We start from the raw sequence: 15,589 nt of genomic DNA, 5'->3' as shown, positions 1-15,589 counted from the left end.
GCGTCAGCGCGCCACAGGGATTTCGGTAGCCGCGACGGTGGTCGCGCGGTCGGCGGAGGCGAATTTCTTCTTCGCCTCCTCAACCCAGGCGGCGAAGGCCTGTTCGGAAACGACACGCACCGCGATCGGCATGAAGGCGTGATCCTTGCCGCAGAGCTCGGAGCACTGGCCGAAATAGATGCCCTCGCGGGTGGCGCGGAACCAGGTCTCGTTGAGGCGGCCCGGCACGGCGTCGATCTTGATGCCGAAGGAGGGCACCGCGAAGGCGTGCATGACGTCCGAGGAGGTCACCTGGACGCGGATGACCTTGTTCACGGGAACGACGACCTCGTTGTCCACGGCGAGAAGTCGCGGCACCTCGCCGGCCGGCGTACCGGCCTGAATACGCTGCTGGCGTTCCGCATCCGACTGCATGCTGGAGACGAAGTTGAAGTTGCCGTGATCGGGATAGTCGTAGGACCAGCGCCAGCTTGCACCGGTCGCCTTGATCGTCATGTCGGCGCGCGGGATCACCTGCTGCTGGTAGAGCAGGCGGAAGGACGGAATGGCGATGATGATCAGGATGAGGACGGGAATCACCGTCCATGCCACTTCCAGGCCGACGTGATGCGTCGTGGTGGACGGCGTCGGGTTGCGCTTCTCGGAGAAGCGGACCAGGCAATAGCCCAGAAGTCCCGCCACGAAGATGCAGATCACCGTGATGATCGGCAGCAGGAAGCCGTCATGGAAGAAATGGATGAAATCCATGATCGGCGAGGCGGATTGCTGCAGACCCAGGCCACCAGGAGCCGGTTGGCCGAGCCCGGGTTGTTGAGCCAGCGCAAAGCCCGGAGCCGCCGTCATCGCCATAAGGAGTGCCAAGATACCCGGCATGCGCGTTCCGGAGGCGATCCCGCCCCGTTCCGCCGACGTGCCGTTCAGCATCGCCAAACCCATGTTCATCCGCTCCATACCGCGGACCGAAGATTGCTGGACTTCGATCCTATCTCGTTCGCCGCTTGCGGTTCCGGCGGATCGGGGGATCACGCGCCGTAACCTTGGTGACACTCTCTCTACGACCGGGGACGCATTCTTGATCAATGCATCGCTCAAGCGATCAGGCCGAGGGTTCACTGGCCCCTTGAAACACAAAAACTCCAGGCTCGCAATGTCGCCCTTAGAGCCATTCAAGTCGGCGCCGCAGGGTCCGGATGCCCGTCTGATGCTGCCTGCCGCCGGGAGGGCGAATTCGGGGCAAAGGCGGCGCTGCCGCGTCAAACCTGCATGAGACCCCGGCCGCGGACGCATAATCTTGACACCATTGCAGGGGAATGGTCCCTCGCACCGTCGCCGGCCGGTCTCCGGCGGCGCGGCGATTCGCTTGCGGGCCCCGCGCCCTGAGCCCCGGACAGCCATCACCCTGGAGCCCCACGGATGACCATGCGGACGTCTCAGCCGAAATCGGGACATGCGGACGGACCGGTGCATCGGCGGCGCCTGCGCGGCGCCCTTCAGGCGGCGGTTCTTGCCCTGACCGCAGCGCTGTCCTTCGCCGGAACCGGCGGCGCCCATGCGCAGGGCGCCATCCGCGCGACCCACGGCGACTGGCAGGTGCGCTGCGACACGCCGCCCGGCGCCCGCGCCGAGCAATGCGCCCTGTGGCAGCATGTCACTGCCGAGGACCGTCCGAATGTCGGGCTGGTGGTGGTGGTGCTGAAGACCGCCGACCGCCGGAGCCGGCTGATGCGGGTGCTGGCGCCGCTCGGCGTCCTCTTGCCCTCCGGGCTCGGCCTCACCATCGACGGCAACAATGTCGGCCGCGTCCAGTTCGAGCGCTGCCTGCCCTCGGGCTGCGAGGCCCTTGTGGTGATGGACGACAACCTGCTCAACCAGATGAGCAGCGGCCAGTCCGCCACCTTCATCATCTTCCAGACCCCGGAAGAGGGGATCGGCGTTCCGGTGTCGCTGAACGGCTTCAAGCCGGGCTTCGAGGCCCTGCCCTGACGGCGCGGCCACCCTGCGGGCTCGCGAAGCACCGCGGGGAGCACTAGATAGACCTCAGATATCCGCCCCAACGTGCCGGAGCCGTCATGGCCGATCTGTCCCTGCTTGCCCGCGCCGATCTCGATCCGGCGGCCGCCCGCGCCATTCTCGGCAATGCCCTGGCCGGCGCCGACGACGGCGAGCTCTTCCTCGAATACAAGCAGTCGGAATCCCTGCTGTTCGACAACGGCCGGCTGAAGCAGGCCGGAACCGACAATGGCCAGGGCTTCGGCCTGCGCGCCGTGAAGGGCGAGGCCGTCGGCTATGCCCATTCCTCCGACGTTTCCGAAGCCGCGCTGAAGCGGGCCGCCGAGACCGTCAAGGCGGTTGCCGGCGGTTATGCGGGAACGCTGGCGGCCGGCCCCGTACGCTCGAACATCCGTCTCTATGCCGACGACAATCCGCTCGACGCGCCGGCCTTCGCCGACAAGGTGAAGCTCATGGAGGTCATCGACGCCTACGCCCGGGCGAAAGACCCCAAGGTGCGGCAGGTCACCGTGTCGCTGGCCGGCTCCTGGCAGGTGGTGGAGATCCTGCGCCCCGACGGCGAGCTTTTCCGTGATGTCCGGCCGCTGGTGCGTCTCAACGTCTCGGTGGTGGCGGGCTCCGGCGACCGGCAGGAATCCGGCTCGCACGGCTTCGGCGGACGCGCCGGCTATGCGGAGTTCATCACCGAGGGCCGCTGGAAGCATGCGGCGGACGAGGCGATCCGTCAGGCCCTCGTCAATCTGGAGAGCATCCCCTCCCCGGCCGGCGAGATGGATGTGGTGCTCGGTCCGGGCTGGCCCGGCGTCATGCTGCACGAGGCGGTGGGCCATGGTCTCGAGGGCGACTTCAACCGCAAGGGCCAGTCGGCCTTTGCCGGCCTGATGGGCGAGATGGTGGCGGCGAAGGGCGTGACCGTCGTCGACGACGGCACCATCGCCGACCGGCGCGGCTCGATCTCCATCGACGACGAGGGCACGGCCTCGCACCGCACCGTGCTGATCGAGGACGGCCGACTCGTCGGCTACATGCAGGACCGCCAGAACGCCCGCCTGATGGGCGTCGCCGCCACCGGCAACGGCCGGCGCGAGAGCTATGCCCACGCGCCCATGCCGCGCATGACCAACACCTATATGCTTGGGGGGAGCCATACGAGGGACGAGATCCTCGCCAGCGTGAAGAACGGGCTTTATGCGGTCAGCTTCGGCGGCGGACAGGTGGACATCACCTCGGGCAAGTATGTGTTCGAGTGCACCGAGGCCTACCGCATCGAGAACGGCCGGGTCGGGGCGCCGGTGAAGGGCGCGATGCTGATCGGCTCCGGCCCCGCCGACATGAAGCGCGTCACCATGGTCGGCAACGACATGAGTCTCGACACCGGCATCGGCACCTGCGGCAAGGCCGGCCAGTGGGTTCCGGTCGGCGTCGGCCAGCCGACGCTGAAGATGGAGAGGATCACCGTCGGCGGCACGGGCTGAGAGTCTCGCGCGCCCGATGCGTGAAACTCCAAGGGTGCAGCCCCTGTGAGTTCCGCCTAGATTGAACGCTCTTCCCGCAAAGCCCCCGCGAGCGCATGGCCGTCGAACACTCCCCCACCGCCTTCGTCGTTCCCGCCGTCACTCTGCTGGCGGCTGCTGTCATCGCCGTGCCGCTGTTCCGCAGGGCGCGCCTCGGCTCGATCCTCGGCTATCTCGCCGCGGGCCTCGCCATCGGCCCCTTCGGCCTGAGGCTCATCTCGGACCCTGCCGCCATTCTCCACATCGCCGAACTCGGCGTCGTGATGTTCCTCTTCATCATCGGCCTGGAGATGCGCCCGGCGCGGCTGTGGAGCCTGCGCAAGCAGATCTTCGGGCTCGGACTGCTGCAGGTCGGCGTCTGCGCCGGGCTGCTGACGCTGATGGGGCTCGCCGGCGGCTTCCCGCCCGCCGTGTCCTTCGTCGCCGGCGTGGGCTTCGTCATGACCTCGACGGCCATCGTCATGCAGACGCTCGAGGAGCGCGGCGAGCTTAATACCCCGCCCGGACAGAAGATGGTCTCGATCCTGCTGCTCGAGGATCTCGCCATCGTGCCGCTGCTGGCGCTCGTCGCTTTCCTCGCCCCGGCCGTGACCGGCGCGCAGGACGGCAACCTCGTCTCGCGGCTGACGGCGGTCGCCATCGGCATCGGCTCGGTTACCGCCCTGATCGTCGCCGGCCGCTATTTGCTCAATCCGCTGTTCCGGTTCCTCGCCTCCTATGGCGCGCGCGAGGTGATGACGGCCGCGGCCCTGCTGGTGGTGCTGGGATCGGCCCTGGCGCTGCAGACCGGCGGCCTCTCCATGGCCATGGGCGCGTTCCTTGCCGGCGTGCTGCTGTCGGAATCGACCTTCCGCCACCAGCTCGAGGCAGATGTGGAGCCGTTCCGCGGCATCCTGCTGGGTCTCTTCTTCATGGCAGTCGGCATGTCGCTCGACGTGTCGGTGGTGATCGCCGGCTGGAAGCTCGTCGCCGCCTATGTCGCCGCCTACATGATCGCCAAGGGCATCGGGATCTACGCCGTCGCAAGGCTTCTGCGCTCCAGCCACGGCGAGGCGATGGAGCGCACCATCATGATGGCGCAGGGCGGTGAATTCGCCTTCGTGCTCTATGCGGCGGCGACCAGCACGGGCCTCATCGACGGCCAGGCCAATGCCACGCTCACCGCCATCGTCATCATCTCCATGGTGCTGACGCCGCTGGCGCTGATGGGCATGCGCTTCCTCGTTCCCGCGCCTGCCGGGCAATCGCTGGACGGCGTGGAGGTCGCGGAAGGCCTCACCGGCGAGGTACTGATGATCGGCTTCGGCCGGTTCGGACAGATCGTCTCGCAGGCGCTGCTGGCGGAACGCGCCGAGGTGACGATCATCGACAACGACGTGGAGATGATCCAGGCGGCGGGCAATTTCGGCTTCCGCATCTACTACGGCGACGGCACCCGCCTCGACGTCCTGCGGGCGGCGGGAGCAGGCAGCGCGCGCCTCATCTGCGTCTGCGTCGACAAACAGGACGCCGCCGACAAGGTCGTCGAGCTCGTGAAGGCAGAATTCCCGCTGGCCAAGCTCTTCGTCCGCTCGTTCGACCGCCAGCATGCGCTGGCGCTGCGCAAGGAAGGCGTGGATTACGAAATGCGCGAGGTCCTGGAGAGCGCCCTCACCTTCGGCAAGGAGGCTCTCGTCGCGCTCGGCATCGACCGGGAGATCGCCCGTCAGACCGTTTCGGACGTCCGCAAGCGCGACGCCGCCCGCCTCGAACTTCAGATGCACGAAGGCCTGCAGGCCGGCGCCCATCTCATGCACCAGCAGCGGATGACGCCCGAGCCGCTGACCGAACCGGCCCGCAAGGCCCAGGCGCTGAACCCCGAGGCCGAGGACGTGCTGGCGGACGAGACGAGGTTCTCAGGATGACCGCCGCCGCCCCGGTCCGCGTGCCGGGCAAGTTCACGCACGGGCCGACGATGCGCCACGTCATCGTCATGACCCTGACCGGGTCTGTCGGGCTGATGGCGGTGTTCCTGGTCGACCTGCTCAACCTCTTCTACATCGCCCAGCTCGGCGAGCAGGAGCTGGCGGCCGCCATCGGCTATGCCGGCACTGTGTTGTTCTTCACGACATCCTTCGCCATCGGCGTTTCCATCGCCGGGACCGCCCTCGTGTCACGGGCGCTGGGAGCCGGGGACCGCGAGAAGGCACGCCGGCTCGCCACATCGAGCCTTTTCGTCATGGCCATCGCCATGGTCCTGCTCGCGGCGGCCATGCTGCCCTTCTCCGGTCGGATCCTCTCCTCCATCGGCGCGACCGGGCGCACCCTCGCCATCGCCGACCGCTTCCTCTGGATGGTGGTGCCGTCGACCGTCTTCCTCGGTCTCGGCATGATGTACTCGGCGATCCTCCGGGCGGTGGGCGATGCCCGGCGGGCCATGTGGGTCACGCTGATGGGCGGCATCGTCACGGCGGTCCTCGACCCCTTCTTCATCTTCTTCCTGGGCCTCGGCGTCGACGGCGCGGCCGTCACCTCCATCATTTCCCGCATCGCCATGGCGCTGATCGGCATGCGCGGGGTGACGCTCGTTCACCGGCTGACGGCGCCGCCCCAGCTCGCCGCCGTTCTGGGAGACGTCAGGCCGATCGCCGCGATCGCAATTCCCGCAGTTCTCACCAACGTCGCGACGCCCTTCGGCAACGGCATCGTGACGGCGATGATCGCGCGCTATGGCGACAGCGCGGTGGCCGGCTGGGCGGTTCTCGGCCGGCTCGTGCCGGTCGCCTTCGGCGCCTTCTTCGCGCTATCCGGATCGATCGGCCCGATCATGGGGCAGAATGTCGGGGCGCGGCTCTATCCGCGGGTGAGGCAGGCGCTGGTGGATGCACTGGTCTTCCTCAGCCTCTACGGCATTGCCGTCTGGCTGATCCTGCTGCTGCTCTCCGATCACATCATCCGCCTGTTCGACGCCACCGGCATGGCCGCCGCGGTAATTGCCTTCTTCTGCGTCTATGCCTCGCTCGCCTGGGCCTTCAACGGCGCCGTCTTCGTCGGCAATGCGGCTTTCAACAATCTCGGCTTTCCGACCTATTCCACCGCGCTGAACTGGGGCCGTGCCACGCTCGGCACCATCCCCTTCGCCTGGGCCGGCGCCTGGATCGCCGGTCCCGACCATGGCGCCGAGGGCATCATCGCCGGTCAGGCCGCCGGTGGCATCCTGTTCGGCATCCTCTCCATCGCCATCTGCTTCCGCGTCATCGACGGCATGGCGACCCGTCCGCCATCGGAGCCACCGTCTCCCGGCGGGCCGGTCAGCGGGCTGTCGCCCTTCACCTCCGGCAAGGGGGCAACGGCCGGCTCGTGACGCTGAACCGGCAGCGTGGTTAGATGGCTTCCGAAGGGCGTCGGGGAATCGGCTCCCGCGGGAGCCGTGATCATGTTCAACCTCGCCGATATCCTCGCCCAGGCCACGGGGAAGCAGGGCTTCGACACGTTCGCCACCCAGTTCGGCATGGCGCCCCAGCAGGCCAAGACCGCGATGGAGGCGCTGTTGCCAGCCTTTTCGCTCGGCCTCAACCGCGCCACCCAGTCGCCGGCCGACATGGCCAATCTGCTCGGGCTGTTCACCGCAGGGCCGAACTACGCCCAGATGTTCGAGACGCCGACGAGCGCGGGCCAGTCCATGATGACGGCCGGCCAGCAGGCGCTGACCCGCATCTTCGGGACGCCGGAACTAACCCAGGCCATCGCCCAGCAGACAGCGGCGGCGACCGGCATGGGCCAGGAAATGATGAAGCAGGTCATGCCGCTCATGGCCTCGCTCATCATGGGCGGGCTCATGAAGGGCGCTATGAGCGGTCAGAACCCACTCGGCGACATGATCACCGCCATGATCACGCAGATGATGCCGCCGCAGGCGACGGCAGCGGCCGATCCGGTCGGCGGCATGATGGGCATGTTCACCAACTTCTTCGGAGCGGGAACGGCGCAGAAGCCGGGCCAGACCGCCGGCTTTCCCGGGCTCGACCAGCTGATGGAGCTCAGCCGGCAGATGCAGGCGGCCAATCCCCTGCTCGCCGCCTCGATGAATCCGCAGCCGTCCTCCGGCGAGGCTTCCGGCGCGCGGACACTCGGCCAGCAGGCGGCCGACACCTGGACCGCCACCATGGGCCGCATGTTCGAGACCGGCCGCGAAATGCAGGACCAGCAGTTGGCGCAACTCGAGACGCTCTTCGCCCAGTTCGGCAAGAAGCCGGCTTCCTGATCGCCGGCCCGCACATGAACGAAGTTTAACTCGGTCCCTGCGCTGCCATGGCGTAGATTCTCCTCATCGGATCGGGGCGACCCCACGAGGAGATTCCACTATGAAGAAGTTGATCATTGCCGCCGGCGTCGTGGCCACCATGGCCATTGCTGCCGTAGCCGTCGCGCAGCCGGGTCCCGGCGGCCCGCGCGGCCCCGGAGCGGAAGGCGGCCAGCGTGGCCCCGGCCGCATGATGCAGATGACGCCGGAGGATCGCGCCGCCATGACGGATGCGCGCATCGCCGGCCTGAAGGCCATGCTGCGCCTCACCCCGGACCAGGAAAGGCACTGGCCGGCCATGGAGACTGCCCTGCGCGAGGCTTCCGCCCAGCGCATGCAGCGCATGACCGAGCGGATGCAACGCCGGAGCGAGATGCGCCAGAATAGCGACGCCGCCCGTCCCGACCCGGTGCAGCGCCTGCGCACGGCCGCTGACCGCATGGCCGAGAACGCCGCCAGCATGCGCAAGCTCGCCGATGCGGCGGGTCCACTCTACGCCTCCCTCGACGACGCCCAGAAGCGCCGGCTGGACCGCATGTGGCGCGGACGCGGCATGATGATGGGCGGCGGCATGGGCGGCGAAGGCATGGGCGGCCACGGCCGCGGCGGCTGGGGCGGTCATGGCGGCGGCTGGGAGCGTCACCAGGACGGCCCGCGTCGCGGCCCCGGCGGCGAGGGCGGCCGTCTCTGACGCCCCTGCTCTTTCGCAGCACACGATTTCGACGGGCCCGCTCACGCGGGCCCGTTCCGTTTCGGGACGTTGACAGCGCAGTTTGGAAAGAGAGCGGAAACTCCGCGTTTACCCTGATCGTCGACAGTGTGGCCGTTGCATTTCGGTCCGCGTGAGGGGTCGCCCGGCCATGAAGCCTTTCCTGGGCCCAGAAGAGCCCGCGACTATGCCTGCCTCGCGTCGCATCCTCGTCATCGATGGCGATCCGGCAGCGCGACGCATGGTCGGCCAGGCGCTTGCTGCGATCGCCGCCTGCATCGAGGCCGGCGACATGGACAGCGCCTTCGCCGTCCTCGATCGCGGCGATCCGGACCTCGTCGTTCTGTGCCTCGACGACGGCGCGGCGACGACGCCCGACATCATCGAGACCATCCGCTTCGCCGGCTACGAGGGCCCCATCCTCGCCACCAGCGCCCGCATTTCCCTGGCGACCGCCGTGGAGGCCATGCGCTGCGGCGCGAGCGATGTCGCCGGCAAGCCGGTTTCTGCGGCCGACCTGTCGCGTCGCGTGACCAAGCTTCTCGACAGGGAGCGCCCGGCTGTCCGCGCTCTGCCAGCCTCGCGGCGCGAGGCCACCGACTTCGAGGGCTTCGTCGGCGCGTCTCCGGTCATGCGCGACATCTACGAGCAGATCCGCCGCATCGCGCCCTCGAAGGCTCCCGTCTTCGTCACCGGCGAGAGCGGGACCGGCAAGGAGGTCACCGCCCAGGCGATCCACACGCGATCCGGCCGGCCGGCCGAGCGGTTCCTGGCGCTGAACTGCGGCGCGATCCCGAAGGACCTCATCGAGAGCGAGATTTTCGGCCATGTGAAGGGCGCCTTCACCGGGGCGACCGACGATCGCACCGGCGCCGCCGAACTCGCCGATGGCGGCACGCTGTTCCTCGACGAGATCTGCGAGATGGACCTCGCGCTGCAGACCAAGCTGCTGCGTTTCATCCAGACCGGCGAGGTGCGCCGCGTCGGCGACACCCGCATCCGCCGCGTTGACGTCCGCTTCATCTGCGCGACCAACCGCGACCCGCTGGCCGACGTCGCAGCCGGCCGCTTCCGCGAGGATCTCTATTACCGCCTCTGCGTGCTGCCTGTTCATCTGCCGCCGTTGCGGCGGCGCGGCGACGACGTGCTGGCGCTGGCAGAGGCCTTCCTCGCCCGCTTCTCTGCCGAGGAGGGGCGTCACTTCCGCGGCTTCGACGAGGCGGCGGCCCGCATCGTCTCCCAGTTCCAGTGGCCGGGAAACGTCCGGCAATTGCAGAACGTCATCCGCCGGCTGGTCGTCATGCATGACGGCGACCGGGTGACCGCGCCCATGCTGCCGCTGGCGCTGGCGCACGGGTCCTACGAGGTCGGCGGCACGGCCGGGAATCCGCCGGCGCCTGCCGTACGACCGCTCACGACGCGGGCCGTCGTCGAGCCGTACTGGCAGCAGGAGAGGCGGATCATCGAGGAGGCTCTCGCCGCCTTCGACGGCAATCTGTCGCGCGCTGCGGCGGCGCTGGAGATCAGCCCCTCGACCATCTACCGCAAGCGCGAGGCGTGGGCGCGCGAAGGGCTGCTGCAGGCGGGTTGAGACTCGCTCACGGCTTGAAGCCACAGCCGCTCCTGCCTAAACGGGGGCGATGAACAGGATCCTTCAGCCCAGGGCGGCGGCTCTGGCCATCGCCATTCTGCTCACCGGGACGACCCTCGCCGAGGCCCAGCGCCGACGCGAGCCGCCGCGTCCGCGCCCGCCGTCGCGCGCCGATGTGATGCTCTATCACAGCTTCCCAACCGGCGTGCGGCTTGCGGTCGTCTCGATCAACGGGCGTCGGCCGGTCGCGAGCGACCGCCCGGCCTTCACCTTCACGCCGGGCCTGAGGATGACCGGCTTCGGCGGATGCAATCCGGTCAGCGCCGACTATCGCCGCAACACGGGGCCGAGCGACATCCGCTTCGGGCCGCTGAGCTTCATCGAACGCCGCTGCGGCGGCGAGGTCGACCGGCAGGAGCGTGCCATCTTCTGGGCGATCCAGGGAGCCACCCGCTGGCGTCCCCACGGCGCGCGCGGGATGACCTTCACCGGCGTCCGCGGCACGGTGACCTTCGAACCGGCGTTCTGACCGAGGGGCGGATCACGCCCGGAGCATCGGCCAGAGGGACGCGGCGAGCAGCAGACCCATCGCGATATTGAACCATCTGAGGCGTGCAGGGTCGGCGAGGAAGCCGCGCATCGCCGTACCGAAGGCCGCCCAGACCGAAATTGACGGCAGGTTCACGAGGGCGAAGACGGCAGCGATCAGCACCGCCGAGACCAGGGGCGAGACGGGATCGGCATGCACCGCCATGACCGTCAGGGCCACGACCCAGGCCTTGGGGTTGATCCACTGGAAGGCCGCCGATTCGAGGAAGGTCAGCGGCCGGGCACCGCCGACGGCTTCCGGTCCCATCGACCGGGCCGAGGCGATCCGCCAGGCGAGATAGAGCAGGTAGCCGCCGCCCACGACCTTCAGGGCGAATTCGAGCGCCGGAACGGCGCGAAGGACAGCGCCGAGCCCCAGCCCCGCCGCCACCAGCAGCGTGCTGAAGCCGATGGTGATGCCGAGGATCTGCGGAATGGTGCGCCGGAAGCCGGAGTTCACCCCCGAGGCGAGCAGCATGACGTTGCTCGGACCGGGGCTGATCGAGGTGACGAGGGCAAGGGCCGGGATGGCCAGAAGCGTGGTGCTGGACATGGTGACGGGCTCGACAGGTTGGAGCATCGACCCGTTGATGCTCCGGCCGGCCGGCCGCGTCAGGTCCGAAATCCGGACCCGATCAGGAGGCGGCCGCCGCCACGTCGGCGAAGAGATAGCGATCGAACCAGCCGGGGAAGTCCGCGGCGAATGCCTTGTTCCCGGTGAGGGTGAGGCCATGGCGCCGCGCCTCGTTGAAAGTGGTGTCGCCGCGCCACCAGCCGGCGAGAGCCGCGACCGGACCGCCGACGCACAGGGGCTCGGGAAAGCCGGGATTATGCCCGCAGAGCGCCATGTCCCCATCCTTCAGCAGGAGGAAGCGTCCCGGCAGCTCCTTCAGATCGAAGCGGATGACGAAGGGCTCGGCGGGCAGTGCAGCCGGACGGACCCGGCGCTGCATGTCGAGGAGGAGCGGATCGAGGTCGATCTCCTCGCGGTCGGCATGGCGCGGCAGCCAGCGCTGGCCCCAGACCCCCAGCGCCTGCACGATCCCGACCAACTCGCGGCCGGCTTCGGTGAGGTCATATTCGGGACCGTGCGGACCCTCACCGCGGCGCACGACGCCGGCCGCGGCGAGCGCCTGCAGCCGCTCCGAAAGGATGGTGCGGGAGATGCGGGGAATGCCGCGCCGGACTTCATTGAAGCGGCGCGCGCCACACAGCAGTTCGCGCACCACGAGCAGCGTCCACCGCCCGCCGAGGAGATCCTGGGTTCGCGCCACCGAGCAGAACTGACCATGCGTCGACATGACCCGATGCTAACACGGCCCGGCGACAAATGCGGTCCGAAAAGCGGACCACCTCGTCCTGTCCCGCGTCAGACCTTTGCCAGGGGCATCAGGGGTGCGTCGGCAGCCACATGGAGACCCGTCTCGTCCTTGACCAGATGGATGCGGCGGTCGTGGAAGTTCACCAGGGTCGAGCGGTGGCCGATGGAGACGATCGTCGCGTTCGGCAGAAGGTCGCAGATGGCCTTGTAGAGATTGGCCTCGCCCGCCTCGTCGATGGCCGCGGTCGCCTCGTCGAGGAACAGCCAGTCCGGTTTCGAGAGCAGGGCGCGGGCGAGTGCGAGGCGCTGCTGCTCGCCGCCGGAGAGGATCTGGTGCCAGGCCGCTTCCTCGTCGAGGCGCGTCGTCAGCGCGGCAAGATTGACCGCCTCCAGCGCGGCGACGATCTCGGCATCGGAATAGGCGCCGCGCTCGGACGGGTAGGTGACGGCATCGCGCAGGCTGGCGACCGGGAAGTAGGGCCGCTGCGGCAACAGCATGATCTCGGCGCCGCTCGGTGAGGACACCGTGCCCGACCCGTGCGGCCAGATGCCGGCAATGGCTCGGAAAAGCGTCGACTTGCCCGAGCCGGACGGGCCGGTCACCAGCACCCGATCGCCCTGATTGACGGTGAGATCCGGTGCTGAAACCAGCACCTTGCCATCGGGAAGTGCCACCGAGAGGTTGGCGAGCTGCAGGTGGTTTCCGTTGCGCTCGCTGACGATGGACGACGCCGGCTTCTTGCGCGCACCGTCCGCGGACCGATCGAAGCCGGTGAGGCGGTCGACGACGGACTTGTAGTCGGCCAGGTAGGAATAGAGGTTGGTGAAGATCAGCAGGGCGGATTCCACCCGGCCGAAGGCCCCGGCGGTCTGGGTCAGCGCACCGAGCTGCACGGCGCCCGAGAAATAGGCCGGCGCCAGCAGGACGAAGGGAAAGATCACCGAGCCCTGATTGACGAAGCTCGTAAACCAGGTGAGGCGCTTGGTATATTTCATGTAGTCGAACCAGTTGGTGACCACATTGGCGAAGCGGCGGGCGAGGCCCTGTCCCTCGGCCTGCTCGCCCTTCAGAAGCGCGATCTGCTCGTCGTTCTCGCGCACCCGCACCAGGCTGTAGCGGAAATCGGCCTCGTAGCGCTGGCGCAGGAAGTTGATGCCGATCAGCTTGCGGCCGATGAGATGGGCGCAGACCGTGCCGAAAATGGCGACGAAGAGCGCCGCATAGACGAGGTAGCCGGGAATGGATTCCAGGTCGATGCCGAGCACATTGTACTTGAAGCTCGCCGACAGGCCCCAGAGGATCAGCACGAAGGCGTAGAGCGACAGGATCGCCGAGAAGAAGCGAAGAATGTATTCGAGCGACTTCTCGGTGAACAAGCGGATGTCTTCCGCGATGCGCTGGTCGGGGTTGTCGGCCTGGTTGCCGGCGAGGCGCATGCGGTAGTGGCCGCCATCGTCCAGCCAGTGGCCGGTCATCTGGCTGGTCATCCAGTGCCGCCAGCGCATCTGCGTCCACTGGGTGAGGTAGAGCTCGTAGACGGCGAGGATCACCCAAAGAAAGGCGACGATGGTGAAATACTGGAGCTCCACCCAGAAGGTCGCCTCGGCGCGCTGCTGCAGCGCCGTGTAGAAGCGGTTGTTCCACTGGTTGAGGAGCACTGTCGCCAGCACCTGCGCGATGTTGATGGCGAGCAGGACGTAGAGCAGCGCATGGGCGACATAGCGCTCCTGCATCCGCAGGCTGAGACCGAAGGGCAGCTGGACCACGCCCATGTCACGCGCCTCGAAGAAGGGATCGGCGAGTTTCGTGATCTGGCGGATGGTGCCGACGAAACTCAGGGCATAGACGGCGACCGCGAAGATCACCGAGAGCAGGATGCTGGCGCGCGTCGGCAGGTAGGGACCGAGCGCGGAAGAGATCAAGCCGGCCTCGTTCATGAGCAGGATGGCCAGCGCCGCCAGGTGCCAGACGACGAGGAAGCCGATGATGGCGCGGATGAGCGTCGAGGTGGGCCGCGAGAGCCACGCAACGCCCGCCGCAACGAGCGTCAGGGCGAAGACATAGGGCGGCAGGTCGATCCAGCCGGCGACCCTGGCGCCGGCCAGCACCGTGGCGGCCAGTGCTGCTGCGATGGCGATGGGAAACATGAGGGAACCCCGGGGCTGGACTTGGGCAGGCTGGACTTGGGCAGGCTGGTCTGACGGCAGCGGCGCGATCAATCACGCGCCCTGACGGAAGGGAAGAGGGGCATCAGGACGGCACGTCGGAGGGAATGCCGGCGAGGGCCTCGCGCAGTTCCTCCTCGCTGACGAGGCGCATGGCCTTCGCGACCTTGACCGCCTCGGTCGGGCGGCCGAGCCGCATCACCAGCACGATGGTTTCGGCGTCGCCGCATTCGGGATGCGAGCAGGCGATCTCGCTCACCGTGACGCCGTCGTCGTCCGACAGCGAGAGAATTGCGCGCACCATCGCGGTGAGCCGGCGCGAGGCGTCGGCCGTCTCGGGATCCTGTCCCCTGCGATTGAAGAAGAAGCGTGCCATCGGCGAGCCTTGTCGTGGCCAGTTATGGCCGATCCATGGCGGCCCGCAACAGCGAATGCGCTAGAAGGCGCCGCCCAGCTTCACGCGCACCTGATGGCGCTCGAAATTGACGAGATCGAGCGAGCCGGTGGCGCCGCCGGCGGCGCGGCCCCAGACCTGGGCGTTCCAGGCGAGGGAGACGAAGGTGTCCTTGAACGGGCCGACATCGCCGATCTTGTGGAACAGGGTCGGGCCGACGAGCACGGCATGGCCGCCCCACTGGTTGAGGAAGGCGCCGGCATAGGCCGCGACATAGCGCAGATTGCCGCCGACGAAGGTCGAGGAGCCCTCGCCGACCCGCCAGGCGAGCGCGCCGCCCAGTTCGAGGCCGGAATCGTTGGCATAGCCGGGTGCGCCACGTGGACGCTCGGTGCCCGGTCCGAGATTGAGGTTCACGGAACCGTAGAGCCGGTCACCGATGAGGGCGGCGTCCATCGCCACCTTGAAGGTCGCGGCGAAGCGCTCGGCCGAGATGCCGAGCCCCTCCGAGTAACGGCCCCAGCGCAGTTCGACGCCGACCGTCAGGCCGGGGTCGAGAACCCCCGCTCCGCGCTCGCGCAACTGATAGCGCACCTGACCGGCGAGGCCGTCGAAGGCGAAGCGGTTCTGGTTCGGGTAGCCGGGAACGGTGTTGTTGCGGATGTCGTGATAGGCGGCCCACACCGCGAGCGAGACCTGCAGGCGCTGGATCGGCGTCCAGCCGGCCTCGAGCTTGGTGTTGATGCCGGCATAGCTGCCGTCGAACTTGCCGAAGCGGGCGGTGGTCTCGGAGGTCAGGCCGCGGTCACCGGGGCTGCCGACACCGGTGCCGTCGAGGAAGCCGTAGGCATCGTCCGGGCTGGCGGCCTCCGTGGCCGCAGGGGCTGGAAGCCGAGAGACATCGGCGGCGAAGGCGAGAGAGCCCCACAGGACGGCGGCCACGGCTGCGAGAACGATGCGATTCATGGGTAGCCCCCGATATGTCCCGTCCCGAGTATGCGGGAGGCCCGGTCG

14 protein-coding genes are annotated in these 15,589 nt (G+C 68.2%); 8 read left to right on the top strand and 6 right to left on the bottom strand.

What is annotated here, in order from left to right:
* Window positions 1-3: 3 nt before the first annotated feature.
* Window positions 4-849 (bottom strand): cytochrome c oxidase subunit II, encoded by an 846-nt coding sequence (gene coxB, locus ACJ4V0_RS01325; RefSeq protein WP_448297965.1) that lies wholly within the window; start codon window positions 847-849, stop codon window positions 4-6.
* Window positions 850-1,419: 570 nt separating this feature from the next.
* Here coxB and ACJ4V0_RS01320 point away from each other — a divergent pair.
* The 8 genes from ACJ4V0_RS01320 (at window position 1,420) to ACJ4V0_RS01285 (ending at window position 10,635) form a co-directional block, all read left to right on the top strand.
* Window positions 1,420-1,983 carry an invasion associated locus B family protein gene (locus ACJ4V0_RS01320; protein ID WP_448297964.1) on the top strand — a complete coding sequence of 188 codons (564 nt, stop codon included), beginning with the start codon at window positions 1,420-1,422 and terminating at the stop codon, window positions 1,981-1,983.
* Window positions 1,984-2,069: 86 nt separating this feature from the next.
* Window positions 2,070-3,485: a metalloprotease TldD gene (gene tldD, locus ACJ4V0_RS01315; protein ID WP_448297739.1), complete on the top strand. Its 1,416-nt coding sequence runs from the start codon at window positions 2,070-2,072 to the stop codon at window positions 3,483-3,485.
* Window positions 3,486-3,580: 95 nt separating this feature from the next.
* Window positions 3,581-5,428, top strand: a complete 1,848-nt coding sequence (locus ACJ4V0_RS01310; protein ID WP_448297738.1) for a monovalent cation:proton antiporter-2 (CPA2) family protein — start codon at window positions 3,581-3,583, stop codon at window positions 5,426-5,428.
* On the top strand, window positions 5,425-6,867 hold the full coding sequence (locus tag ACJ4V0_RS01305; protein ID WP_448297737.1) for an MATE family efflux transporter: 1,443 nt from the start codon (window positions 5,425-5,427) through the stop codon (window positions 6,865-6,867). Before ACJ4V0_RS01310 ends, ACJ4V0_RS01305 begins: the two co-directional genes overlap by 4 nt.
* Window positions 6,868-6,939: 72 nt before the next feature.
* A complete protein-coding gene (locus ACJ4V0_RS01300) occupies window positions 6,940-7,767 on the top strand; it encodes a DUF937 domain-containing protein (protein ID WP_448297736.1) in 828 nt (275 codons plus the stop codon).
* Window positions 7,768-7,867: 100 nt separating this feature from the next.
* Entirely contained in the window at window positions 7,868-8,497 is a 630-nt protein-coding gene (locus ACJ4V0_RS01295) for a Spy/CpxP family protein refolding chaperone (RefSeq protein ID WP_448297735.1), read from the top strand.
* 205 nt (window positions 8,498-8,702) lie between these two features.
* Window positions 8,703-10,106, top strand: a complete 1,404-nt coding sequence (locus ACJ4V0_RS01290) for a sigma-54-dependent transcriptional regulator (RefSeq protein WP_448297734.1) — start codon at window positions 8,703-8,705, stop codon at window positions 10,104-10,106.
* Window positions 10,107-10,155: 49 nt separating this feature from the next.
* Window positions 10,156-10,635: an META domain-containing protein gene (locus ACJ4V0_RS01285; RefSeq protein ID WP_448297733.1), complete on the top strand. Its 480-nt coding sequence runs from the start codon at window positions 10,156-10,158 to the stop codon at window positions 10,633-10,635.
* A gap of 12 nt (window positions 10,636-10,647) precedes the next feature.
* Here ACJ4V0_RS01285 and ACJ4V0_RS01280 read toward each other — a convergent pair whose 3' ends face one another.
* The 5 genes from ACJ4V0_RS01280 to ACJ4V0_RS01260 form a co-directional block, all read right to left on the bottom strand.
* Complete coding sequence (locus ACJ4V0_RS01280) at window positions 10,648-11,247, bottom strand: LysE family translocator (protein WP_448297732.1); 600 nt, start codon at window positions 11,245-11,247, stop codon at window positions 10,648-10,650.
* Between the two features lie 82 nt (window positions 11,248-11,329).
* Window positions 11,330-11,995 carry a winged helix-turn-helix transcriptional regulator gene (locus ACJ4V0_RS01275; protein WP_448297731.1) on the bottom strand — a complete coding sequence of 222 codons (666 nt, stop codon included), beginning with the start codon at window positions 11,993-11,995 and terminating at the stop codon, window positions 11,330-11,332.
* A gap of 68 nt (window positions 11,996-12,063) precedes the next feature.
* On the bottom strand, window positions 12,064-14,163 hold the full coding sequence (locus tag ACJ4V0_RS01270; protein ID WP_448297730.1) for an ABC transporter ATP-binding protein/permease: 2,100 nt from the start codon (window positions 14,161-14,163) through the stop codon (window positions 12,064-12,066).
* A 103-nt stretch (window positions 14,164-14,266) separates the two neighbouring features.
* Window positions 14,267-14,557, bottom strand: a complete 291-nt coding sequence (locus tag ACJ4V0_RS01265; RefSeq protein WP_448297729.1) for a hypothetical protein — start codon at window positions 14,555-14,557, stop codon at window positions 14,267-14,269.
* A gap of 60 nt (window positions 14,558-14,617) precedes the next feature.
* Window positions 14,618-15,541, bottom strand: a complete 924-nt coding sequence (locus tag ACJ4V0_RS01260; RefSeq protein WP_448297728.1) for a DUF6662 family protein — start codon at window positions 15,539-15,541, stop codon at window positions 14,618-14,620.
* Window positions 15,542-15,589: the final 48 nt, after the last annotated feature.

Source organism: Phreatobacter aquiterrae (assembly GCF_053471285.1).
This window is presented reverse-complemented; position numbering and strand designations above follow the sequence as displayed.

Excerpts from the sequence above, each read along its gene's own strand:
- ACJ4V0_RS01265 (WP_448297729.1), bottom strand. The coding sequence starts at position 14,557 with ATGGCACGCTTCTTCTTCAATCGCAGGGGACAGGATCCCGAGACGGCC.
- ACJ4V0_RS01290 (WP_448297734.1), top strand. The coding sequence starts at position 8,703 with ATGCCTGCCTCGCGTCGCATCCTCGTCATCGATGGCGATCCGGCAGCG.
- tldD (WP_448297739.1), top strand. The coding sequence starts at position 2,070 with ATGGCCGATCTGTCCCTGCTTGCCCGCGCCGATCTCGATCCGGCGGCC.
- ACJ4V0_RS01320 (WP_448297964.1), top strand. The coding sequence starts at position 1,420 with ATGCGGACGTCTCAGCCGAAATCGGGACATGCGGACGGACCGGTGCAT.
- ACJ4V0_RS01275 (WP_448297731.1), bottom strand. The coding sequence starts at position 11,995 with ATGTCGACGCATGGTCAGTTCTGCTCGGTGGCGCGAACCCAGGATCTC.
- ACJ4V0_RS01300 (WP_448297736.1), top strand. The coding sequence starts at position 6,940 with ATGTTCAACCTCGCCGATATCCTCGCCCAGGCCACGGGGAAGCAGGGC.
- ACJ4V0_RS01295 (WP_448297735.1), top strand. The coding sequence starts at position 7,868 with ATGAAGAAGTTGATCATTGCCGCCGGCGTCGTGGCCACCATGGCCATT.
- ACJ4V0_RS01310 (WP_448297738.1), top strand. The coding sequence starts at position 3,581 with ATGGCCGTCGAACACTCCCCCACCGCCTTCGTCGTTCCCGCCGTCACT.
- ACJ4V0_RS01270 (WP_448297730.1), bottom strand. The coding sequence starts at position 14,163 with ATGTTTCCCATCGCCATCGCAGCAGCACTGGCCGCCACGGTGCTGGCC.
- ACJ4V0_RS01260 (WP_448297728.1), bottom strand. The coding sequence starts at position 15,541 with ATGAATCGCATCGTTCTCGCAGCCGTGGCCGCCGTCCTGTGGGGCTCT.
- ACJ4V0_RS01280 (WP_448297732.1), bottom strand. The coding sequence starts at position 11,247 with ATGTCCAGCACCACGCTTCTGGCCATCCCGGCCCTTGCCCTCGTCACC.
- ACJ4V0_RS01285 (WP_448297733.1), top strand. The coding sequence starts at position 10,156 with ATGAACAGGATCCTTCAGCCCAGGGCGGCGGCTCTGGCCATCGCCATT.
- coxB (WP_448297965.1), bottom strand. The coding sequence starts at position 849 with ATGGCGATGACGGCGGCTCCGGGCTTTGCGCTGGCTCAACAACCCGGG.
- ACJ4V0_RS01305 (WP_448297737.1), top strand. The coding sequence starts at position 5,425 with ATGACCGCCGCCGCCCCGGTCCGCGTGCCGGGCAAGTTCACGCACGGG.